Annotated in this window: 17 protein-coding genes; 10 read left to right on the top strand and 7 right to left on the bottom strand. The window is 61.9% G+C overall.

Translation table 11 applies throughout. The annotated features are described in order from the left end of the window. Positions 1–442: 442 nt before the first annotated feature. Both ACPW96_RS14115 and ACPW96_RS14120 read right to left on the bottom strand, forming a co-directional pair. A complete protein-coding gene (locus ACPW96_RS14115; protein ID WP_425883843.1) occupies positions 443–907 on the bottom strand; it encodes a hypothetical protein in 465 nt (154 codons plus the stop codon). Between the two features lie 29 nt (positions 908–936). Then, on the bottom strand, positions 937–1596 hold the full coding sequence (locus ACPW96_RS14120) for a hypothetical protein (protein WP_425883845.1): 660 nt from the start codon (positions 1594–1596) through the stop codon (positions 937–939). A gap of 422 nt (positions 1597–2018) precedes the next feature. Between ACPW96_RS14120 and ACPW96_RS14125 the strand changes: the two genes are divergently transcribed. Further along, positions 2019–3005 (top strand): phospholipase D-like domain-containing protein, encoded by a 987-nt coding sequence (locus tag ACPW96_RS14125; RefSeq protein WP_425883847.1) that lies wholly within the window; start codon positions 2019–2021, stop codon positions 3003–3005. Positions 3006–3160: 155 nt separating this feature from the next. Here the strand turns inward: ACPW96_RS14125 and ACPW96_RS14130 are convergent, their stop codons facing one another. Further along, on the bottom strand, positions 3161–5902 hold the full coding sequence (locus ACPW96_RS14130) for an AAA family ATPase (RefSeq protein ID WP_425883848.1): 2742 nt from the start codon (positions 5900–5902) through the stop codon (positions 3161–3163). 222 nt (positions 5903–6124) lie between these two features. Between ACPW96_RS14130 and ACPW96_RS14135 the strand changes: the two genes are divergently transcribed. From ACPW96_RS14135 to ACPW96_RS14170, 8 genes are all read left to right on the top strand, one after another. Then, complete coding sequence (locus tag ACPW96_RS14135; protein ID WP_425883849.1) at positions 6125–7867, top strand: AAA family ATPase; 1743 nt, start codon at positions 6125–6127, stop codon at positions 7865–7867. A 1153-nt stretch (positions 7868–9020) separates the two neighbouring features. After that, positions 9021–11063, top strand: a complete 2043-nt coding sequence (locus ACPW96_RS14140; protein ID WP_425883851.1) for a DEAD/DEAH box helicase family protein — start codon at positions 9021–9023, stop codon at positions 11061–11063. Between the two features lie 224 nt (positions 11064–11287). Then, complete coding sequence (locus ACPW96_RS14145) at positions 11288–13261, top strand: AAA family ATPase (protein WP_425883852.1); 1974 nt, start codon at positions 11288–11290, stop codon at positions 13259–13261. Continuing rightward, a complete protein-coding gene (locus ACPW96_RS14150; RefSeq protein WP_425883854.1) occupies positions 13258–13647 on the top strand; it encodes a hypothetical protein in 390 nt (129 codons plus the stop codon). The genes ACPW96_RS14145 and ACPW96_RS14150 overlap by 4 nt, the downstream gene beginning before the upstream one ends. Before the next feature lie 5 nt (positions 13648–13652). Then, positions 13653–14720, top strand: coding sequence for a sigma-70 family RNA polymerase sigma factor (locus ACPW96_RS14155; protein ID WP_425883856.1), 1068 nt, complete (start codon positions 13653–13655; stop codon positions 14718–14720). A 182-nt stretch (positions 14721–14902) separates the two neighbouring features. Further along, positions 14903–15742, top strand: coding sequence for a ParB/RepB/Spo0J family partition protein (locus ACPW96_RS14160; protein ID WP_425883857.1), 840 nt, complete (start codon positions 14903–14905; stop codon positions 15740–15742). Further along, complete coding sequence (locus tag ACPW96_RS14165) at positions 15739–16620, top strand: ParB/RepB/Spo0J family partition protein (RefSeq protein ID WP_425883859.1); 882 nt, start codon at positions 15739–15741, stop codon at positions 16618–16620. The genes ACPW96_RS14160 and ACPW96_RS14165 overlap by 4 nt, the downstream gene beginning before the upstream one ends. Continuing rightward, positions 16617–17966 (top strand): DNA methyltransferase, encoded by a 1350-nt coding sequence (locus tag ACPW96_RS14170; protein WP_425883861.1) that lies wholly within the window; start codon positions 16617–16619, stop codon positions 17964–17966. Before ACPW96_RS14165 ends, ACPW96_RS14170 begins: the two co-directional genes overlap by 4 nt. Here the strand turns inward: ACPW96_RS14170 and ACPW96_RS14175 are convergent. Continuing rightward, positions 17953–18480, bottom strand: a complete 528-nt coding sequence (locus ACPW96_RS14175; protein WP_425883862.1) for a DUF1643 domain-containing protein — start codon at positions 18478–18480, stop codon at positions 17953–17955. The genes ACPW96_RS14170 and ACPW96_RS14175 overlap by 14 nt on opposite strands. Before the next feature lie 89 nt (positions 18481–18569). Here ACPW96_RS14175 and ACPW96_RS14180 point away from each other — a divergent pair, with 89 nt between their 5' ends. Continuing rightward, positions 18570–19598: a restriction endonuclease gene (locus tag ACPW96_RS14180; protein WP_425883864.1), complete on the top strand. Its 1029-nt coding sequence runs from the start codon at positions 18570–18572 to the stop codon at positions 19596–19598. A 56-nt stretch (positions 19599–19654) separates the two neighbouring features. Here ACPW96_RS14180 and ACPW96_RS14185 read toward each other — a convergent pair whose 3' ends face one another. The 3 genes from ACPW96_RS14185 to ACPW96_RS14195 are packed head-to-tail and all read right to left on the bottom strand — an operon-like array spanning position 19655 to position 21688. Continuing rightward, positions 19655–20302 carry a DNA/RNA helicase domain-containing protein gene (locus ACPW96_RS14185; RefSeq protein WP_425883866.1) on the bottom strand — a complete coding sequence of 216 codons (648 nt, stop codon included), beginning with the start codon at positions 20300–20302 and terminating at the stop codon, positions 19655–19657. Further along, entirely contained in the window at positions 20299–21381 is a 1083-nt protein-coding gene (locus ACPW96_RS14190; RefSeq protein ID WP_425883868.1) for a DNA/RNA helicase domain-containing protein, read from the bottom strand. Before ACPW96_RS14190 ends, ACPW96_RS14185 begins: the two co-directional genes overlap by 4 nt. Further along, complete coding sequence (locus ACPW96_RS14195; RefSeq protein ID WP_425883869.1) at positions 21368–21688, bottom strand: nucleotide pyrophosphohydrolase; 321 nt, start codon at positions 21686–21688, stop codon at positions 21368–21370. Before ACPW96_RS14195 ends, ACPW96_RS14190 begins: the two co-directional genes overlap by 14 nt. Positions 21689–22192: the final 504 nt, after the last annotated feature.

Genomic DNA, 22192 nt, shown 5'->3' on the forward strand with positions numbered 1-22192 from the left:
ATCACGCGGTGACCGTCGCTACGTCCGCAGCGACACGGTCACCGGGGGGTTCGTACACCACCATGCCGGACGCAACCACTGCGACGCGCCGACAAGGACGACCTCAGTGTCGTCTGTATGGTGAAACCCGCGCTCGGCGAAGGAGTTCCGTTTAGTGGGATCACCCCAATAGATGTTGTCCGCTACAACATCCGCGTGAGCAACGATCTGCTGCTCCAGCATTGAAGCGTCGGGTGTGCCGACCCCGCCACCAAGGAGGCCGGATGAATTCGCGTGCGTCCCCGACTCGTCTAGGTACACGGTGCTCATAGGTTCAGACGCTATTCGAGTGGCATCGAAGGGTGAGCGTTTCAACGCTCAAGGCGAGTTTGCACCGCGTCTCACTACCCGACGGCCGAGTGGCGGTTGCGATCAGGAAGTCGCCGCGACGCACGCACCGGCTTCACGCGTGAAGGGACCTGATCCCGTCCTTCGCGAATGCCGGCAACGCGTTGAACTCGATGCCCTGCCACAGCGCTGGTCTGCCGAATTCCGTGCCTTCTCCCTTGGCGCCATTCCACAGCTTCTTGAAGTAGCTCGGGCCGCGACCGTCGCTCGCCATCCACTCTTCGACCTCAGGGTCAATCACCGACAGCCGCTTGGCTGCGTCTCCATTCATCCACCTGGTCAAAGCTCGATTGATGTGTGCATCTCGGAATGAGTAGCCGACGATCGTCAGCCATTCGGTGTGGGCGAGGAGACTGTCGAGCTCTACCAACATCGCTAGAAAGGGCCCGTCAGAACGCAGCTTCGAATTTGCGCCGAAGACCATGGCAGGGTTGGCACCGATTTCGTTGCGAAGCTTGATGAGTGCGTCGCCCGGCATCCGCTTCCCTTTCTCACGCGCCGGGTGCAGCTCGTAGTCCAACGAGCCATGCAGCTTTAGCAGGCGCACATCTACGTCGTCGGCCCACCGCCAGTCCAGTTGTCGAGCCCCGTGTCAATCGACAACTGGGCTCGCCGGCTTGCCGTCTCGACAGATAGGTCGTAGTTGAGCGTTGCGACCGCGTGCAAGTCGTCGGCGCAGATCATCGGCTCGAGGTATGCCACCTTCGCCTCGTCGACCTGAAGGACCTCAACCAATGCGCGCAGCATCTGTCGTTCCAGATCGTGAAAAAGCTCCCACGCCCGCAGCTCTGTCAGCGCGAGGACTCCCTGCTCGAAACTCGATTGCAACTCACTGTCACCGGCCCTTTCACCGTTCAGTGCTTCGCGAAAGTCGCGCCCCCATGAGTGGCGGAGCCCGGACGGGCCGGTGGCGGCATCGAGGCTGCGACTCCAGCTCTGCACAAAGGCTGACAAATCAGAGTCGTCACGCTGCTTGAGAGTTCTTACCGCCGCGAACACGTTCTCGACGTCGGGAGTCTCGAATGCATCCCCTCCGTTACCTGACTCGTGCTGGATCATTGCGCCGACAACAGCATGCAGCAGTTGGGCAACAGCACCTCGTGCGGAACCTTGCTGGAGTCGGCTAGCGATCACCTTCGTGAGTTGAACACTCGACCACAGTCCGGCGTCGATTGACGCGCCCGCGCCGAGGAGGAACATCTTCTTCATTCGCTATGTGTAACAGCTTGCGCCGCCGTCAACTCACCAATCGCTGCAGCATCGTGAAGCAGCGGCCGTGGGCACTGCAACCAATCGCCGCGGTGTCCACCGACATCCCCGTTCGACTGCTCTTTGGGTGACCGTTACGGTGAATTCTGCACCGTGACGCCAGCTGAGGCCGTGCCCGAGAGCCGGTCGCTCAATTGCGCGGCAACCCCCGTGTCGGGCTTCTGAGCTAGAGGGTGTCCCGTTGAGTTTCTCGCGGCGTACAACGGCTATGACACCTCTGACACCCGGCGACTGGATCGAACTCGCGAGCCTAATGTTGACCTTCCTCATCATCCACGGAACCAAGGACGATCGCGATCGATGACCAATCCTTCATCGCCGCCGTTCGGTGTTGGGTGCTGGATCAGCGATACGTTGTCCACGTGCCCACCCTCGTAACCACCGCCGAGCCGGAGCTCATGACGGCGGTGCAGACAGCCAAGGAAGTCGTGTGGCTCGCCAGCCCATTTCTTTCGATAAGCATCGCCAAGCGGCTCGCCCGGGTCGCGAGCCAGTCGGCTGCGGATTGGCGCCTTCTCGTTCAGCTGGACCCCGGTGCGGTTGCCGGCGGATACCTTTCGACTGACGGTATGCGAGCGCTCCTGCACGCTGGAGTCGAGATCAGGAGTGCCTCGCGCCTTCACGCGAAGGTGTATCTCGTGGACAGCACGTTCGGGATAGTGGGATCTGCGAATCTGACCGGTGCAGGATTGGGCGCTTCGACCAAGCCAAACCTCGAGCTGTCGCATCGCCTCGACGCGGGCGGAGCCGAGGAAGCCACCACGCAGCTGGAGGAGTGGTGGCGCGCTTCAGTCCATGTGTCGCTCGTCGACCTCGCGAAGGTGGACGCGGATGCGCGAGCGCTACCTCGGGGCCTGGCCCTGGAGATAGCCCGGGCCTCCGACTCAAGCGAGAAAGAGTTGACGCTGCTTGCCGCGCTTATTGGTGACGCTCGCCAGACCAACCTCTGGGTAAAGGCGCAGTACGGCGTACCGGATTATGAGCAGTGGAGAGGTGAATTCTGGTTCTCCAGCGCCGCAAACCGTCGCCCATCGTTTGCGCCGGGGGATCTGGTCCTGATTTATGCCAAGGAGGTTCACGCTTGCTACGCAATTGTCGAGGTGATCGATGAGCCTAGGAACGATCCGCGCTTCATCATCGAACGCGGCGGTCGGCCCGAAGAGGAGGCAAGGCGATGGCCGTGGGTAAACCGGACCGTGCCTCGCTTCGTCCCGGCCGACGGGCGGATCGTGCGTCCGGCGGAGCTCGGCTTCACCGGCCAAGGTTTGCAGGGCGGCCACCGGCGAATCGGGTTACCTGAGTTCATCAGCGCTGTGCGAACTCTCTCGGATGGTTTCGAAACTCTCTAGACGCAAGACAGTCGACACCGACCGACCGCCCGCAAGCCGGTCCTCCATGAGAACAGGCGACGAGCTGTCGCGAAGGAACTGATGTCGCCATCCCACCCCACCCGGTTAGCACGCACGAGCGCTTGCCCGCTGAGCGCGCCGCGAATCGAACGCAGCTACATCCCCATCCCACGTCCCGGATTCGGCGCCCCGACAACTGGATCCGTCGCCATCGCGGCCTCGCGATTCCGCGCCGCGCGGCGCATCTCCGCCTGAGCCGCGCGCACGGCATCCTGCATCGTCAGCTCGGGTGTGCCGCGCTGCATCGACTCGGCGAGGCACTCGCGCGCGGCCGCATCCGTCCACGCGACCACGATCGCGACGTTGTGCACCCGCCCGCGAGTGAGGCCCACGTACAGTCCCGCCGCGTCCACATCCGGCCCGACCACGGATGCATCGGCGGTGTCGCCCTGCACTCCGTGCACCGTGGAGGCGTATGCGAGCTGCAGGTGCTCCCGCGCGTACTCGGTCGACACTCGCCGGAACTCGCCGCTGTCGCCAACCGACACAAGATCGACGAACTCGTCGCGGATGCCGCGCACGATCCATTGCGCACGGTTCTCGACGCCCGTGAGGCGGTCGTTGCGGCGGGTTTGGACGGTGTCGCCGACGAGGATGCGCTGCTCCCCCGTTCCCCACGCGACCACGCCGGGATCCAGCTCGCCGTCATCGACTCGCCGCTGCTGGATCGCGTCGTTGATGGCATCAGCCTCAGCGTTGGTACCGCAAACCAACGTCACCCGCCTGCCACGCACGTGCCACTCGAAGTAGGCGTCGATCATCCGCTCTCGGGCTGCATCATGATGCTTAACCCGTACGACGTGACCGCGTTCCGCCAGCTCACCAGCGACCGCCAGCCCATGCTCGCGGTCGCTCGTGTTGCGTAGCCGCAGCGTGAGAGCCGCGTACTCGGGATCGCGGAACCGATGCACCGTATCCAGCTCGACCGCTGCATTCGCATGCCGAATCGCTGAACCCATCGCACCGGCATGCCCGACCGGTAACGCCTGATGCGGGTCACCGACGAACGCGAGCCCGACGCCCTGTTCGATCCCGAGGTCGGCGAGGACGTTCGCCGTCTGCAGATCGACCATGCCGGCCTCATCGACCACTATCCGATCGCGAGGACGCAGCGCGTACTGCGCCGGCCCGCCATATGCGACACCCGTGCTGGGGTCGATCTCCCCCACGCTCAGTCGTGTCCACATCTTCGCACCGGACTGATCGGCACCCCATCGGTACCCGTGGTCGGCGAGCAGTGCATGAATGCTGGATGCCGCAGCCCCAACCTCGCGAGACGCCACCGATGCCGCTTTCCGGGTCGGAGCGACGACGAGCATCCGCCGCCGTTGCGCCCCCAGCGCTGCGAACGCAACACGCAACATCGTCGTCTTGCCTGTGCCAGCGGGGCCGGCGACCGTCACGAGCCCGTCGGTGCCGGCGATCGCGCACGCGGCGACGTTCTGCGAAGCATCGAGTGCCGAGGTGTCCTCGTTCGACGCGAAGCGATGCAACTCGTTCGGCAGGAGCGAGCGCCCGGACCGGGCGAGCACGTCAAGGCGTCCGGCGAGGCGCACCTTGGCCCGCACCGTTTCGGTAGCCATGAAGGCCTTCACGTGCGCGGGGGAAACCTCCGCAACGAGCCGATAGACAGCCTTCGCCGCGCGCGTCGTGATCTCTACGATCACGCCGTCGAGCTGATCGCGCGGCGCAACAATGCCGGTGCGAGAGAGCGCGCGAGTTGCGCCGGCGCGGATGTCGAAGGTGCTGAACCGCCCGCCACATGATGTGGACCGTTCGTCCGCATCGACGATCGCCGCAGCAGCGAGCAGATCCAAATCGAGGGCGTGCAGGTCTGTCGCAGCGACTGCAAGCGGTGCACGCGCGGTAATCAGGCTCGGATCGATGGCTGCAATCTCGTCGCGGACGCGCGACTCCCACGACATTTCGTCAAGGTCGGCCGGCTTGTTCGGTCGCGCTACCGCCCACGCCCGCCGGTCGATCTGATGGAGCACGTCGACGCTTGGCGCCGATCCCCCATGCGCCGCCGACCACTCCGCGATCAGACGGGCGCGGTTCGCCTCGATCTGCGCCGACCGACGCGAGAGCGGGCGGACGGCACCGGCGAGTTCGGTGATCTCCCCCGCGTCGTCCAGTGTGTACCCGTAGCGCGCGAGCGCAGCGATCCACACGGGGTCTGTCCGGGCGGCGAGTTCGCCCTCGGCGTTAACGACGGTGTGCAGCTTCATCGCCACGCGCGAGTCGAGGTTCGACCACTTGCCGTCCGCGCCGAGCACCTTGATGTTCAGCCATAGGTGGCGGTGGATGTGCGGGTCGAGCGCCCGGGATCGGCGGTGCTGCAGCTCGACGACCTCGATACGCGTGACCTCCTCGCGGATGAGGCCGCCGTGGCCGCGTCGCGCGTTGAGCTCGGTCTGCCACGTGAGGAGGATGCGCTCGCGCAGCCGATCCTGGAGCGCTTCGAACTCGGTGGCGAGTTCGGGATGTAACAGAGCGGCGATGCTGTACGACTTCGGGTGATTGAGCGTCCCGTCGAGCAGCAGATCGGCGTCAGGGCTCAGCCTCTGGTGGCCTCGCTCCTCGCCCGTGGCCGGGTCGTGCCCGGTGAGCCAGACACGGAGACCGCCGGCCGTGAGCTCGTCAGTGGTGATGACGCCGTTGTCGACGATGAACCGAGAGACGGTGGAATCGGATGCCGTGCTGTATGCCTCGAGAGCTTCGGTGCCCGTCGTGTGTCGCAGGTGGGCGTCGCAGGTGCCCTCCAGAGCGTATGAGATCGCCTGCCGAACACCGTGGGATTCGACACCCCTCTTCCATCGCTCCAGACCTCCGCGCATGGCGCCAGAGTAGGATAGTTTTTCCCAGTTATCCAGGGATTTTTCGGCATTGCCGGCCCTTGCAGCAAAGTGGCTCAAAACGGCGTCGCCCACCTATGGTGCCTGCGTGCATCGTTGACTCATACTTAGGCCGTTTCCGCGGCGTGCACATGTCACCGCCTGGACTCGGTCGTCTCGGCTTACGGATACGGTGTTCCTGACAGTGGTGACCAGGGGGCCGATATGCGGTGGATCGTTAGTGACTTCAAGGGGCTTCGCGAGGCCGAGTTGGATCTAACCGGCGGCAAGATCACAGTGCTAGCCGGAATCAATAGCAGTGGCAAGTCCTCGATCGTGCAGTCCCTGCTGATGTTCGCGCAGAGCCTGTACCACGACGGTGCAATCGTCCTCAACGGGCCGCTCGTTCGCCTTGGCCAAGCGAGCGACTTGGTGAGGGAAGGGGCCGATGAGGGGTCCGTCCGATTTTCGATTGAGTTCGACACGGCCGACGATGAGGGGACCGAGTCGATCCGAGTCGACATCGACTTGGCACCCAGCGAAGACGACACATCGCTCACTGTGCTCAAACTGACCGCAGTTGGCTTCCCTGGTGCGGGCGTCGCTCAGCCGCTGACGGTCGACCGGAAGCGTGCTCGCTCGTCGGATGCCACTGAGGCAATCTTTGCGGCTGGGATTCGAGGGGTGACGGACGCGCTTCACATTAAGACTCTCCTCGCCTCCGATCGGCGAGCGCTACGAACCTACGTCGCCTTTAGCGGCGTAGTGCCCCGCGCCGTTGTACAGCTTCGGACCCCGGAAGAGATCTCCAGCCGATACCAGAAAGTCCTGGATCCGATACTTTCCGCGGTTGCGGAGGAGACGCGCCATTCTGGGCTGAGAGATATCGCAGAGGCAGAATCCGTTCCCATCGCGCGCGAGTTTGCGCAACTCCTCGCCCAGGCAGTAGGGGACGATGACGCTACGAGGCGGCGATTCCGGGGCGTACTTTACGATCGAGGCTGGTTTTCAGCTCGCTTCCGCGATGCGTGGCGCGACCTCGATCAAGGCTCCCGCGAAGAAGCGATACGTCTTGCCAGCTCAATCCGCGCGGAGACTCACGTGACGGTACTGCCGCTGGACGAGCGGCTACGTCGACCGGGCGGCTCTCCCCGGGGGGCGCTTGAGATTGCCTTGGCGGAAGAACTCGGCGAAAGCCTGAAGGTTCTCCGATCGTTGACGCGTAGCCTGCTCGAGCTTGGAGACCGAGTTCAGTACCTAGGCCCTCTACGTGACGAGCCTCGAGTCGTCTGGAATCAATGGAATGAGCTCACCCGTGGTCTTCCAGTAGGGACCCGCGGCGAGTACAGCGCAGCTGTTCTTACGCGGTCGAGAGAACGTCGCATTCCGTTCGTCAGCCCAGAAGGCGTGCTTGGCATGGGGAGCCTTGGAGAGGCAGTGGATGCTTGGCTTGGATATCTTCAGATTGGCGACGCCGTCGTAACGAACAACCGAGGCAAGCTTGGCGTGGGTATGGAGATCAGCCTCCAGGGTGCGCGACGCGACCTAACCGCCGTCGGTGTTGGAGTCAGCCAGGCATTGCCGCTTGTGGTGGGACTATTAGTTGCGCCAGCCGCTTCGATCTTTTTGGTGGAGCAACCCGAGCTTCACTTGCATCCAGCAGTTCAAGCGCGGCTCGCCGACTTCATCGCACGAGCAAGGCCGGACGTCACCGTAGTGGTAGAAACCCACAGCGAGGCTTTGATCACTCGCATACGCCGGCGCGTCGCAGAAGAGCAGATCGACCCGAACCGGGTGGGCATCGTGTTTGTTGAGCCAACCACCGAGGGAACAGTGACGCGGGCGCTTCGGTTGACGGAGTTTGGCGACCTCTCGGACTGGCCAGCTGGCTTTCTGACGTTGCCGGATGAAGACACATCGGCCATTCTGCAGGCGAACCTCAAGCGTCTATCTGCGAGCGATCGGTGACGGTCCAGGTTCGGACGCTGCTGGACCCAGAACTGGCCGTTCCGTCCATAGAGCACATCAACGACCTCGCCTTCTGGGCTCGGCTCGACCGATGGACGAGTGGCGAAGTGCCACACGTGGGGCCTGAGACTCTGCGCGCAATCGGGGAGCTACTGTCCAATCCCCCGAGCGTCCCCGGTCTTGCTGTGTGGGACTTTCGTCGGATCACTGGGCGTATTGCATCCAGAGTGCTGGCGCCTGCAGATCCCCGCGCAACGTGTTGCGAGGATCACGTCCTCGCTCGGTACGAACCGATGTGGGGGGACGCAGACAATCGCGTCAGACTCGAGTTCGACGTCTCGGCTTTCCCCGCCGAGTTCGCTGTGGTGCTGGCGACTGAAGCCCGTGCGTGGCCCGGGGGGCCGCCCGTACCGGATGTCTCGTGCGCACGCTGTGAAGCACGCCGTGTGCACTTCCAGGTGGTTCCCGGCCCCAACCCTGCATCCGCTTGGCGAGAAGAGCTTCTACGGTCGGGAGCCTCGCTGCGCGATCTCGAGGTGCACGCTGGACGGCTCTTCCCCCACTTGGCGTTCGCAACGGGCGCGTGGTCGAACGCGCGAGACGCGCTCTCCGGTGGAGCCGACAGCTCCGAACTCCTTCGTCACCTGGCCGTCCTCAACGACTTCGGAGCAGAAATTTGGGCGTCTCACCTCGATACACGAATGCGCCAGCAGCAACTCGCCGCCAAGGGCGTTGAAGCGTCTCCCGAGAGTCCCCGAACCAGACGAAACAGGGCGGCAATTAGCGAGCGCACCTTCTTGTTCGGTGAGCGTTCAATCAGTTGTCAGTGGCATACGAAGCTGAGCCCCACGTTGGGGAGAGTGCACTTCGAGGTCGAAGCTGAACGCTTACTCATCGGCGCCATCGTCGGTCACTTGAGCACTTAAGCGGCGCACCCCCGCATGTCAACGGCCCTGGGTCCTCCGCAGCAGGCCGCGCTGGCAAGCGTTCGGAGCTCTATCACCGCGTTGCTAAAGGGCGACGGAGCGTTTGACCTGACGCTTCGTAGAGCAGCGCAAGCCGCAAGCCGCTCATTTGGGTAATCACGCGTGTCGCGTCGCTGCGCTGAGTACCACTCTCCGCTAGCCTCAGAGTCAGCCAGCGGGGGAGGCAGATGGGCAATCAGAGCGCAAATCTGCGTGCCATCCAGTTTGCCGAGAACTATGCGAGTAGCGCGAACGAACTGATGCACGATTTCTACGTTCCCGCTCTGTCGCACTCGAGTCGGTACGACCGTGCGGCGGGATACTTCTCATCGGCGATCTTCGCATTGGCGCCAGCAGCGTTCAGCGATTTTGTCGCTCGAGGGGGACGGATCCGCCTGCTCTGCTCTCCGCACCTCAGCGAAGCCGATGCAGAGGCGATACTGCAACTTCCCGATACTCACCGCCCGGACGCTCTGACCGTCGCGGTGGGCTCCCTCGCATCGCTGACGCATGGTTCCAAGGTTCAGAGCCGGGCAGTCTCGTGCATGAGGGCGCTAATCGATGCGGGTGTGCTTGAAGTTCGATTCGTTACCGTTGGCCGGACGGGCTTGTATCACGAAAAGATTGGGATCTTCTCAGACGAGCGCGGCAACAGCGTCTCATTCAACGGAAGCGCCAACGAAACTGCCGCAGCCTGGTCAGGCTTCGCGAATCATGAAAGCTTCGATGCCTTCCCAAATTGGATGGGCCCATCCGAAGCACGGAGATGCGACCGCCATGCGGACCAGTTCGAGGAAACTTGGCAGGGCCTGAGGCGGGGCCTCAACGTTACGTCCTCCGACGACGCCGCCGGGATAATCCGCGAACACGTGCCACCCGAACCCCTGAAGGAAATCCTCCGGTCTTTACGAGAAGCCATCCACCGTGCGGAATTTCAGCCGGACGTCATCTCGCTGCGGGAGTATCAAGCGGACGTCCTGACTTCATGGACAGCTGCCAATCACCGCGGTATTGTCGCGTTCGCGACCGGTGGCGGCAAGACCCGGACTGCCCTGGAAGCCATTCGGCGGTGGGTTGTTCAGGGGAAGCCGGCGCTTGTGCTCGTGCCGTCAGAGTTGCTGCACAAACAGTGGTCTCAAGAGATTGCCGCACTTATACCGTCGGCTGCAGTCCTACCAGCGGGCGCTGGCCACACACGTCAATCCTGGTCTTCGCGGCTCGCGGATTACACGAGACCAGACGCTGCACTCGGTCAACGGATCGTGCTCGCGACCTATCAAACTGCCGCATCGCCGCGCTTCCTAGAGCTGGTCCAGGCTGGTGAACACCTTCTCATCGTTGGTGATGAGGTTCACCGCGCCGGAGCACGCGACACTCGAGGCATTCTTGAGCGTCTAGACGCCGGCGGCCGACTGGGACTGAGCGCGACTCCGGAGCGGTTCGGAGACGAAGTTGGGACAACCGCGATCTTCTCCTTCTTCGGTCCAATTCTCGTGCCCGAGTTCACGCTGCGAGACGCACTTGAGGCGTCTGTGCTCGTGCCATACGACTACGACTTTGTGACGTGCGAGTTGACAGAGGATGAGCAGACAGCTTGGGACGAGTTCACCGATCGAGTTGCTCGAGAAATCGGCCGAAACGATGGCAAGCTGAGTGACTTTGCACTCCATCTACTGCGACAGCGAGCGCGCGTCGCGAAGCGCGCCCACCACAAAGCCGGAATCGCCCGAGACATCGTCGGCGGGACCTACCGCAAAGGTGACCGATGGCTCGTCTACTGCAATGACGTCCAGCACCTCAAGGAGGTTCGAGCAGAGCTCGAAGGGCTCGGCCTTAACTTGCTCGAGTATCACTCGCAAGATGACGGCGACCACGAGGCCACGATTTCATTCTTCTCGAACCGCGGAGGCGTGCTGCTGGCTATCAAATGCCTGGACGAGGGAATCGACATACCTATGATCAATCGTGCCCTCATCCTCGCGTCGTCCACGAACCCGCGCGAGTATATTCAGCGACGCGGCCGCGTTCTGCGGCGATCCCCTGGAAAGTACAGCGCGCAGCTATTCGACGTCATAGTCGTCGGTCGCGATGGCAAGGCCATTAGCCCAAGCGAGGTGGTTCGCGCGAAGGAGTTCGCCGAGGATTCCCGTAACGTGAGCCCGGCGATATATCTAGATGACTTGCTCTGGCCCGACGCGGGACCGCTCATGCAAGATGTGGAAGAGGACTAGGAGGCTAACCATGGTACGAACGGGCCGTTTGTCCCCGCGACAGGAAGCGCTGGACGCAATTCTGGCGACTAGGTCCGCAATTGAGGATCCGAAAATCGATGAGGCCACATGGGAGCAGCTGCTCAACATCGCCTGGGACGGCCGCTCCACGGGCGGCGACCGGCGAGACATTCAGCGCAAGATTCGAGCGCTTCTAATGGAAGCTGGGCGCGAGAGGGCCAACAATGCAGTTGACTGACCTCGAGCTGAGGAATTGGGGGCCGTTCTTCGAAGACCACCTGATTCCCCTGAGTGTTGATGAGGCAGCACCGGTGATCCTGTTCCGGGGCGAGAACATGCGAGGAAAGACGAGTCTGCTGCGCGCGATCGTCTGGTGTCTTTACGGCGAAATCAAGGAGCAAGACGGGCGAACGCCGCTAGACGTCGCGCGCATGGTGAACATCGATGCACTGAGGTCCGGCCAGGCCGACTTCTCGGTAAGACTCGGCTTCTCACACAGCGGGAGTGTCTACAGCCTCTACCGGTCGGGCGTCGCCACCGAGGACGCCGAGGGCCGACCCATGGTCTCCAACGTACGCGTGGATCTCATCCCGGCCGGCGGTCAGCCATTTCCCGCTGCGCAGATCCAGGACATCATAAACGGCGTCCTCAGCCGGGAAATCTCGGATTTCTACCTTTTCGACGGCGAAATGTTGAATCGATTCGAGGAGCGTCTTCGTGCTGAGCGAGCGGCGTCTCAAAGCTTCGTTCGCATGCAGGTTGAGCGCGCACTGGGATTGCCGTTTCTGGAGGATCTCAGCCAGGACCTAGACAGCCTTGAGAGCGGACTCACCGCATCTATGGAGCAGGTCTTGAGGCGCAGCAATCAACACAAGAAACTAAGCGAAAGCTATCGCGAGAAGGCGGACGCTCTGGATTCCATGAGTCGTGACCTCGCGAAACTGCGAGCCACCGAGCAGGACTTAGCGGACGACATCTCGAACATCGATGCGCAGCTAGCGAACGTCGACGAAATCAAGGAGTTGTACTACGAGCGGAAGTCGCTGGAACGCGACCTCGATGCTGCAGACGACGCGATCAAGGACCTACAGGAGGCGATTGCCGACCGCACAGATGCACTCTGGTGGCTCCCGATGGCGGAGCAACTGATCACGGACCTTGAGGCTGTGGAGAGCGAGATCGTGGAGGCCGAGGGCCTCGAGCGGGAGCGGCTCGCGCTCGAGTTCAGGGCCAATCAAATCGAGGAGCAGCTTGCGTCGGGGTTCTGTGCTGCGTGTGGCCAACCGGTCGCTATCCACAATGAAGCCGAGCTGCGAACCGAACTGAGTCGCTTGCGCGGCGGATCGGCGTCCGCGTCGGTCCTAACGCTTGATCAGTTGCGGCCGCGTCGGGATCGGCTTCGCAAGTTCGCGGGAGCGCCAAATCAACTGCAATGGCTACACGATCAAGAACGGGACTTGAGGAGGGAGCGGCTCCGGCGTGACAAGCGCGAACAACGGATACGTCAGATCTCGGAGCAGTTCGAAGGCGAGACCCTGGACATAGAAGTTCTCGAGCGGACGCTGAGCGACCTGAAGTTCAAGCAGTCTCGTGTCGCTCGCGCGATCGCTGACCTGGATGAAACACGAATGAAGCTCAAGCAAGAGGTCCAACGTCTCGGAACGAGGCTTGCAGACCAGCCGGAAGTGGACGCAACGGAGCGGGTATTGCAGCACACTCTTACGGAGGCGCTCGAAGTCGTTGGTCAGTCGTTTGAGGCGTTCACAGCAGCGATGCGGGAGCGGGTCGAAGACGCCACGTCGGAGCTCTTCCTCCAGTTGACGACAGAGAAGCAGTACTCGGGTGTGACAATCACCGACGACTACCAGCTGACCCTTACGGACCAAGAGAGTCGTCCGATGAGCGTCATATCGGCTGGCGCTAACCAAATTCTCACCATGGCATTCATCGGGGCCTTGGCGCAGTGCTCAGTGGATGAGGCTCCCATGGTCATGGATACTCCATTCGGCCGACTGGACCTAGGGCATCGCAGTGCAATCCTCGAGTGGGTCAGCTCGTTCGAGACCCAAGTGATCATGTTCGTACAATCGGGCGAGTACGACGTCGAAAGGGACTCTCATCACCTAGCGGGGCGTATCGGTCGCGAGTACACAATTGATCGACTGTCGCCGAATCGCTCGGAGGTGAGCGTCGCATGAACGACGACGAAGTGGATGACAAGATCAGCGACCGCGTAACGCTTGGTCCTTCCGTCTCTAACAAGGATGTACTGGATCTACTTGTTCGACAGGGCATGTTTCGCACCGCTCTCGGCGCATTTCAAGCGGCCGCCATGCTCGCGATCCGCAGGGGGTTGGACCCCGCGACGGCGCAGGGTTCTGCCGGCACGATGTGGAACCGCGGTTCTGTGACACCACAAGTGCTCGAGTTCTTGGAGTGGTACCTGCCAACGAAGACGCCGGTTCGAATGCTTGAACAACTAGGGAATCTAGGCACCGCGCACGTTGCCGATCGAGTCCGCTCAGGCGGTTACACCCTCACGGAATTATTCGAGCTTCCCGAACTTGAGATCGATCAGCCCTGAGTGTCGTGGTACACAGTGAAAACCCTGAGGTTGGTGCCAAGCGGCAGAGTGCAACCGAGCTAGGACGGGGACTGCGCACTGACCGAGAAGGCCTCGACGAATTTCTCCTGGATCTCGAGCGTCGAAACCCCGCGCTGACCGCTAGCCGGCTCAAGAGCGAGATAGACGAGCTGCTGGGACGCCCATCCGAGCACCAACCTGCCAAACGGGCGCGAACGCCGAAGGTTCAGCCGGCCGACGCCGCATCCGAGTCACCAGACTTCTCGTGGTTCGGCAATCTCGTCGCTACCATCCCCGCATACGACGAGGACCCTGCAAAGTATGCCGCGCACGTCGAGGTCGGCCTCCTTGCACGCGGGCGGGCCGCGACGCTCAACAGATCCGAGGCAACAAGGCGCGAGATTAGCGACCTCAGTGTGCTGATCGACAGAGGCGAGTCGGCGTTCGAGGCGCTTGTACTTTCGAACATTCGGCTCGTGTTCCACTGGTCGAAGGGAGTTGCCCAGTCTGTTGACTCCGACTGGGCGCAGGACGCATTCCAAGTTGGCTGCATCGGGTTGATTCGGGGCCTGCAGAGCTGGGATTATCGGCTTGGTTATAAGGTCAGCACGTTTGTCTCGTGGCACATTCGCCAGGCCATTCAGCGGTGGCGCGCAAACGACGTGATGATCATTCGCGTACCGGTTCATGTTTGGGATGCCCTTGGCGCCGACCCGGCGGGCGCAGGGGACGCTGCCCGGCTCGGAGCTGAGCGCGCCCAAGACCTGCGCTCCATCGACGCGATGCAGTCGAGGGGCGAGGACCAGTCGTGGGACGGCGGTCTCGAAGACATCGAGGAGCGGATCGACGCTGCGAGACTGACCAATCGCGTTCTCGCCCTCCTCGATGAGCGGGAGGCAGGCGTTCTCACCCTTCGTTTTGGGCTTGAGGGTGACGAGCCAGCGAATCTCGAAGACATCGGGCGAGCGTATGGCGTGACGCGCGAGCGAATTCGGCAGATTGAGAAGAAAGCTTTGGAGAAGATTCGCGACCGTATGGCGCCCACCCGCCTCCCTGGCGAGCCGAGTCGGTGATACAACAACGGCGCCATCCGGAGCGCGCCGCTCGAGCAGCCGGGCCGAAGCGCAGGGGCTGTCGGCGGGTGGAACTATCCTTGACGGACCAGGGGTCGCCTTACCGTCGAACGCCAGCGCGGCGGTCCGCGCCTCGCGCGGCTGCTCTGCGAAAATCGCTGTAGCCAAGGAAAGTAAGAGACGTGACGGAAACCCAGAGTGTGGACGACGGCGATCGAAGCTTTGATGCGTCGGTACACCAGTTCGCGATCGAGAATGTGCCTGTAGTTAAGATCCGCCCAGAGGATGGTCTGGGGCGAAAACGGGACCGCGACGGCCACGCCGAGTTACAGCGGTCAATTGCCCAATTCGGCGTACTTACGCCGATCACTGTCCGTCGAGCACGTGATGGTGACGACTTCTTGCTCATAAAGGGCCAGGGGCGAACCCTCGCCTGCAGGATGCTTGGACTTGAAACGATTCCAGCCATGGTCGTTGATGACCGGTTCTCGGACAATGAGAAGGTTCAGCAGTTTCTCGTCGAGAACGTGGCGCGGTTGAAAATGCGTCCTGTCGATCGAGCACTTCTCATCCACCGCGCGCGAAGCGCCGGCGAGGAGACCGGGACCATTGCAAGGCGCTTCGGTATCTCGGCAGCAACCGTTCGCCGACTAGCGACACAGTTGGAGGGCGTCAGCGCGAACGAAGTAAGGGCGCTCCGAGACGGTGAGATCTCCCTCGCGCTTCACGCTGTTATAGCCCGATTCGTGGCTCGAAACGAGCGTGCAGGCGTCATGGCAGCAGTTGCCATGGATCCCCCCTCTCCGCGCGAACTTGAGACGTTGTTCGTTGCCTTGGGTTGGTCGACCCTAACCGCCCTCGGTCCCAGTTCGCTCGCACACCGACTCGTTTTGCTCGCGTGGGCATGTAAGACAATCTCGCGAGCTTCGGGGAGCCTTGAGGAACGACTCAGCGAAGTAGCCAGTCAATTTCCGACGTCGTTCTCATCCGAGCCTGACTCATTGGCAATACAGATTTCATGATGCGCATCGATGTCAACCCAGATGACCTGGTGGTGAGTAGAGAGCTGGCGCGGTCAGGTTCGTCGCGATCGTTTGAAGAGCGACTCCGAGCATCCATCGATCAAATTGGACTTGCAGAACCACTGAAGGTCGCCGCCGACCCCAGCGGAGGATACGTGGTGATCGACGGAGCCCTGCGACTGAGGGCAATTGAACAGATCCGGTCGGCTGATCCGTCCCGGTTTCCGACAGTTCCCGTCTACGTCCTAGATTATGAAAAGCGCTATGAGATCCGATATCAGTCGGACATCTATCAGGACCTCCTTCCAAGTCAGCTCGCGACACTGGTCGAGCACCTTCATCAGAGCGAGCACGTACTGAAAACTGACATCGCAAAGTACATCGGCGTCTCCCCAGCGACCCTTCGGAACTACACCGGCCTATCGCGTCTGATGCAGCGCGAGGGGCTGTTTGCCCGCGTAGTCGAGCTAATGGATATCGGAGTACTGCCGTCATCCAACCCGTATGCGTGGCTACGGCTCACGGCTGCCGGCCTTGAGCGCGTGCTCCAGGAGAGCTTTTCAGACGGACAACCCGCCGACGCATGGATTGACGGACAAGTCTCCGCAGCTCGTCTCGGGCACGCCGTCCGATTTCCCATCAAGTGGGTCGAGACAGCAACTGACGGATTGCCTCCCGACTGCTACCGCGAGCACGCGGACGTCCGGCGCGCCAAGCGCGATCTTGGCCTCAGGAAGGGCGGGACGGCAGCAGCGGCAGTATACCGGCGCGGCCCAGCTTGGACGAAAGGGCAAGCAGCCCTTGCTCACGTCTTGACTGAAAGCCGCGAACCCGTGCTCAAGACGGCCGCTAGCACCTTGATGGAGTATCTCCGATGAGCACTGTGACGGAGTGGACGGATGACGCATTCTTCGATTCCACCGAGGCCCCCTCGATAGATGGCGGGACTACGTCCTCTGGAACGCTCTGGCATGGGGTGAGCGCGCGCTGGGGTCACTCCATGAATTCGATGTGTTCTTACCACGGCATGTTTCCCGCAAAGGTGGCCCACTACTTCATCCAGCAGTACTCCGAACCGGGAGACCTGGTGGTGGACCCGTTCAGCGGACGAGGGACGACCGCTCTGCAGGCACGAGTAGAAGGGCGTCGGACAGCCGCGAACGATCTCAGTCCACTCGCATATGTCTTGACGGCTGCGAAGGTCGACCCGCCCTCGTGGGGGGAGATAAACGAATTCCTAGATGACCTCCAGCGACGCTTCGGCGCCGCGAAGTACCTAACCGAAGCCGTTTCACCAGACATCTCGATGCTTTATCACCCGCGGACACTCCAGCAGATCTGCTTCATCCGCGACTACCTTCTCAGTCGCCCGATCACCGCCTGGAACTCGAAGCAATTGATGATTGCGGGTGCGCTAGCAGGCATTATGCATGGCTCGTGGCGCCGCGACGGGTCGTCACAGTACTTGAGCATCAGCATGCCCAATACGTTCAGCATGTCACCGACGTACGTAGCAAATTACATACGGGACAACAACCTCGAAACGATCGAACAGGACGTCTTCGACAGGTTGCGCGACAAGCTCGGGCGACTGTACCTCGACGACATCGATGGTTACCGGGGTCAGGCAGGTCACACCGATGCAGCGGACTTTCTTGGCTCCGGCCCCATCGAGCCTGGCTCAGCGGACCTCATCCTGACCTCCCCGCCTTACCTGCGGGTTGTCAATTATGCCGCCGCAAACTGGATACGCCTCTGGCTCTTGGGAATCGATGAGGTAGGTAGAGACAACGGGGCCGGGCGTCAGAGACTGGATTCGACACTCGACCACCGACACTCCTATGAGTCGTACAAGCAATTCATGTTGCGCACCTTGCTTGGGGCGCAGCGCAGCCTCGCACCCGATGGCATTGCGGTTTTTGTCATCGGCGACGTGGCCGATCCGGGAAAGACTCCTGTTCCCCTTGCAGCCCAGCTCTGGCGTGATGTCGCAGATCAAACAGATCTGCGATTGGTGGAAATCCTGGAAGACGACCTGCCGGCGCAGAACAAGGTGAGCCGCATATGGGGGGAGACTAAGGGGCAGGCAACAAACCGCGACTGTGCACTAATCCTGACGCACCGTCGCGGGAATCCCTCGCTCGAGGCGAGGAAGATCGACTGGACCGAACCGTATAAGGATGGCGGTCCCGACGCCGCGCACCTGCGAGTTAGAGCGCGCTGAATTGGCCGGGGCTCCGCACGGGGATGGAAGCCACGAGGGAGCCGCGCAGCGCGACATCGAAGGCTACGCCCGGCAAATGCCTTGAGGTGAAACGCTGCCAGCGAGATGGGTGCCGCGGCGTTCCGCCGACTGTCCAGACCGGAACTGAACATCGCGCGACGGCGTCCAAAACCCACTCAACCTGATCTCGATGATGATTCCTCGCCGTTCCCGTCGGTTCCGTCGTTCCCCACGCGAGAAGTACGTGGTCAGCCAGGTGAATGGCATCGAGAATGCCTTGCCTTGATTGCACCCAATCTTTTTGGGCGGCGCCAACGGAACTGATCGCAATGACGTCCGCCGTCGGAGTGCGAAGCAAATTGGCGATCACAACCTGCTCGCAGCCGAGCAGGGGAGCTAGCCGTTCGAGTCTGCGCCGAGTGCGGGTACCTGAAGTCGCGAGTGGCGGCGTCGCGAGGATAGCAACAAGCCTGGGCCGGGCGGTAGGCGCGAAGTCTGTCCGGCTTGAGGTCACTCGACGAACTTACCTCCGGCTGCGACCGTCGACGGTCAACTCAACGCCGGAGTTGGCGGCGGCTAGGCAACAACGGTACAAAGGGGGCTATGGCCTCGAAGACTCCGCCTTTGGATGATTGGCGTGCCGCATTTCACAAGGCGGACAACCTCCCTGAGGAGGCGAGTGCGCAGCAACGCCGCGCGAGAGGGAAATTGCTCGAGAGCATTCTTCGATCGATGTTCGCCGAGTCCGGGCTCGACCCCCGACTGAGCTACCGACCGCGCGGCGAAGAAATCGATGGGTCGATCTGGCTTCATGGGCGCACGTTCTTAGTCGAAGCGAAGTGGACCGCCGAGCCGCAACCTGCATCGAGCATCTACCAGTTCCGGGGAAAAGTAGACGGAAAGCTTGTGGGAACGCTGGGGATATTCATCAGCGTGGCCGGATACAGCCCTGATGCGGTGAATGCTCTAGTTGCAGGCAAGGAACTGAACATCGTGCTTTTCGACGGGGATGACCTTCGCTCCATCGTCGCGGGACACCACACGATCGAGGACTCGATCATATTCAAGCTACGTGCCGCTGGCGATGCCGGTACTCCGTTTGTACCGCTACACGCGCTCACGCGTACTCAACAGGTTGCCACGCGAAGTCTCGTGGTCGTCGAGAGCCGCAGTGAAGCCCGCGCATTGGAAACTCTCCGGGCCCGGTACAAGGGCAATCCGTCGGTGACAGTCGTGGCGTCGGGGGGCTACGGCAACATGCTCCCCGTGGTGGACGCCCTTACAGAGGAGGACCCGGGTATTGAACGGGTGACACTGGTGCTGAGCGAGGACGCTGCGGCGACGAGCGAGATCACCGACCTTGTGACCGTGACGGAGGCCAAGCGAGCGTCGCCCCATCTTCGCTGGGAAGCCATCACCGTCGCCCCAAGCCTGCGTTACGCATTGGGCATTGCGCCGAGTGAGGAGTTCAGGGAGTCCCAACGCGAATCAAGGTCCCGAGAGGACTTATCGCTCCTGTCCATCGATCTCGCTGCAGTCATTGCCAGCTTTCCTACGGTTAAGAGAGTTCTTCGACGCGCCGGCATATTCGTTCCAAACGCCTGGTCACCAGTCGTCGCGAGCGACGCCTAGGTTCAGGATGACTCGTTCGGAGGACGCAATCGGCGTTCCAGCTTAGGATCTGTCGCTCACTGGCGAAGGCGGCTCCGGACGTAGTCACGCAATGCTGGATCGCAGACGTAGACGTAGGTGCCGAGCACGCCACGCGTAAGCAGTACCCCGTAGATGTTTCGGATGTACTGGAGCAAGTCACCGTCGGTGAACGCGATGCCCAGCCGTGGGTTGTTCTCGCTGCCCTTCTTGTCACGGTATGAGTCCCGGTCGATGAACAGCTGCCCCGAATTCGAGTCATAGCGCAGATCCGGTCCGATTATCACGCCAGCGAAGTTGAGGTCATAGCCCTGCACGGTGTGAATGGACCCGACTTCCTGAAGCGATCCCGGCGAGTCGATCCAGTCGGTGTCCTTGCTGTTCCATCGCATCGAGACGCCGTCGAGCACGATGTCGTGCGCAGAGGCGTCTCTCTTACTCACCCAGTCCCATGCATAGCCAGCTACGAGTCTGGCAAGACCGCGGGACGCATCCTGGGCGAAAATGGCGCGGCGCATCGCGCCCACATCGTCGAAGAAGCGGAGGTCATACTCGCCGAAGTCAGGGCGGGCACTCACCTCCGCCTCCCCGCGCAGCAGCCGGCGAATGAAATCGACATAGTCCGTGCCGGCGCGGACGCGCATCTGAGTCGTGAGTGGATACAGACGATGCGCGGCCTGCGTCAATCCAGCTCTCGTCGGAGAACGAATTCCGGAAGATCTGCGGGGCGGACGCTCTGCTCGCGGTCCAGGAGCAACAACTGATGGCGACTCTTGGCCTTGATCCAGTCGAGCTGTGTCTTCACGTAGTCGTCGGCGCCAAAGAGCTTCTCATTGATGCGTTGATAGTCCAGGTTGCGCATGCCCGACGACTGGTTCGCTCGTCGGCTCAGCCGGTGGGTCTCATCAACGACGAGGAGGTCGTAGTCGCCATCCCCGAGCCCCACATCCCATGGTGAGAGGACCATCGACGGGTGGAGCTTCGGCGTCTTCTTGAAGACTCGTCGAATCGACTGGCGAAGCGATTGCTGGGGTACGACCAGACCCATTCGGAAGCCGTCCAGCAACGCACGGTGCTCGGGCACGAACAGCTCAGAGAAGACCGAGTCGGGCTGTATGTCGTCCAGGTCGTAATCGCGAATGTCGGCCAGAAGCTTCAGTAGGAAGATCCCGATGATCGTCTTACCCGTCCCGGGTTGTCCCTGGATGACCGCCGTCGAACTGAGACCTAGGTCAAGATCGACGAACAACCCCTCCAGAATGTCCTCGACAGCGATCGCTTGATCGGGCGTCAGTGCCTTAAATGGCGACAGTTTGAAGAGATCGCCGTTCTCGATCTCGGGGATGCTGCGCGCGAAGAGGCCCTCCGCGCGGAGCTGATCGAAGATCTGGCGGAACGACTCTCGGTAAACGTCGCGGTCGTAGTAGGCGGCATCGACTATGCCCTCGTTGCCGTTGATGACCGTGAATCGACCATCCCCCGCGAGCCAGCGAATGAGATGAGACTCAAGGTCGAGGCAAACGGACTTGTTGAACGTGTCATCGAGAACGACGCGTATCGTTTTCAGGCCCGACTTGGAGGGTGACGCCAGGTGCTGGCGCATGCGGGCGACCGTGTTGACTGTCTCGCCCACGTAAACCGATGACTCTGTCCCACCGTTCAGCACATAGACGACGGGCCAATTGGAGTATCGCTTGTCGCTGCGCGACAGTCGGGCGATCGCCGCGGCTTCGAAGCCGAGCTTCTCGACGCTAGAGGGCGTCATACTTCGCGCTCTTCCCACGCGCCGTATCCACCGGATACTTGGCCGCCGACTCGCGAAGCTTGTCGAGCACGATCTCGTCGAGGTCCACTCCGAGCCGGTCGGCCAGCAAAACGCAATACGTTAATATGTCCGCCAGCTCTGCGGCTACTCGACGGGGATCGGCGTCGTCGGACCACTGGAAGCACTCCAAGAGCTCGCCCGCCTCGATGGAGATGCTCTTGGCGAGGTTCGCCGTCGAGTGAAATTGGCCCCAATCTCGCTCCACGGTGAACGCCTTAATCGCCTCTTGCGTCTGCTGATTGACCACGATGCGAAGCTATCAGCCGCGACAAGGCTCGCCTTGGCGCCCGTCTCGCGTCTAGACCAGCCCATCGCTGCTCGACAGCTACGAGTCTTCTACCTCCGGCAGATGGCACATCGCGCGATCGGGGCGCGGCGGAGTGCCGGGACCGTGAAATAGCGCAGGACCGGAGCGAGCGAAGTGAGTGAGGATATGTCGCTGAGTCTGGCTCTGGCCGGTCTGGGACCTGGCTGGCAGGGTGGGCGTTGGTCGTCTTCGTCCGGTCGTGGCTCGATATGCCGCTGGCCCTCAGTGGGCCTTTTCTTTCGACATGTCCGACCAGGCGGGGGCGGGCGGCGCCGACCCGGCTCCACGTCGATGGCCGGATTAGAAGCGTAACAAGGCACTCCACTACATCGCGATTACCCGAATGAGTCGGCACCCCGGCACCCGGGCCTATCTCGAGAGACGCATCGCGGAAGGACGCAGCCGACGCGAAGTCCGACGCTGCATCAAGCGCTACCTCGCCCG

It is taken from the genome of Micromonospora sp. DT81.3 (assembly GCF_049847225.1).
Classification (GTDB): domain Bacteria; phylum Actinomycetota; class Actinomycetes; order Actinomycetales; family Microbacteriaceae; genus Microbacterium.

Bases quoted from the DNA above. Each gene is read 5' to 3' on its own strand.
- ACPW96_RS14120 (WP_425883845.1), bottom strand. From the start codon at position 1,596: ATGAAGAAGATGTTCCTCCTCGGCGCGGGCGCGTCAATCGACGCCGGA.
- ACPW96_RS14130 (WP_425883848.1), bottom strand. From the start codon at position 5,902: ATGCGCGGAGGTCTGGAGCGATGGAAGAGGGGTGTCGAATCCCACGGT.
- ACPW96_RS14135 (WP_425883849.1), top strand. From the start codon at position 6,125: ATGCGGTGGATCGTTAGTGACTTCAAGGGGCTTCGCGAGGCCGAGTTG.
- ACPW96_RS14140 (WP_425883851.1), top strand. From the start codon at position 9,021: ATGGGCAATCAGAGCGCAAATCTGCGTGCCATCCAGTTTGCCGAGAAC.
- ACPW96_RS14145 (WP_425883852.1), top strand. From the start codon at position 11,288: ATGCAGTTGACTGACCTCGAGCTGAGGAATTGGGGGCCGTTCTTCGAA.
- ACPW96_RS14150 (WP_425883854.1), top strand. From the start codon at position 13,258: ATGAACGACGACGAAGTGGATGACAAGATCAGCGACCGCGTAACGCTT.
- ACPW96_RS14165 (WP_425883859.1), top strand. From the start codon at position 15,739: ATGATGCGCATCGATGTCAACCCAGATGACCTGGTGGTGAGTAGAGAG.
- ACPW96_RS14170 (WP_425883861.1), top strand. From the start codon at position 16,617: ATGAGCACTGTGACGGAGTGGACGGATGACGCATTCTTCGATTCCACC.
- ACPW96_RS14180 (WP_425883864.1), top strand. From the start codon at position 18,570: ATGGCCTCGAAGACTCCGCCTTTGGATGATTGGCGTGCCGCATTTCAC.
- ACPW96_RS14190 (WP_425883868.1), bottom strand. From the start codon at position 21,381: ATGACGCCCTCTAGCGTCGAGAAGCTCGGCTTCGAAGCCGCGGCGATC.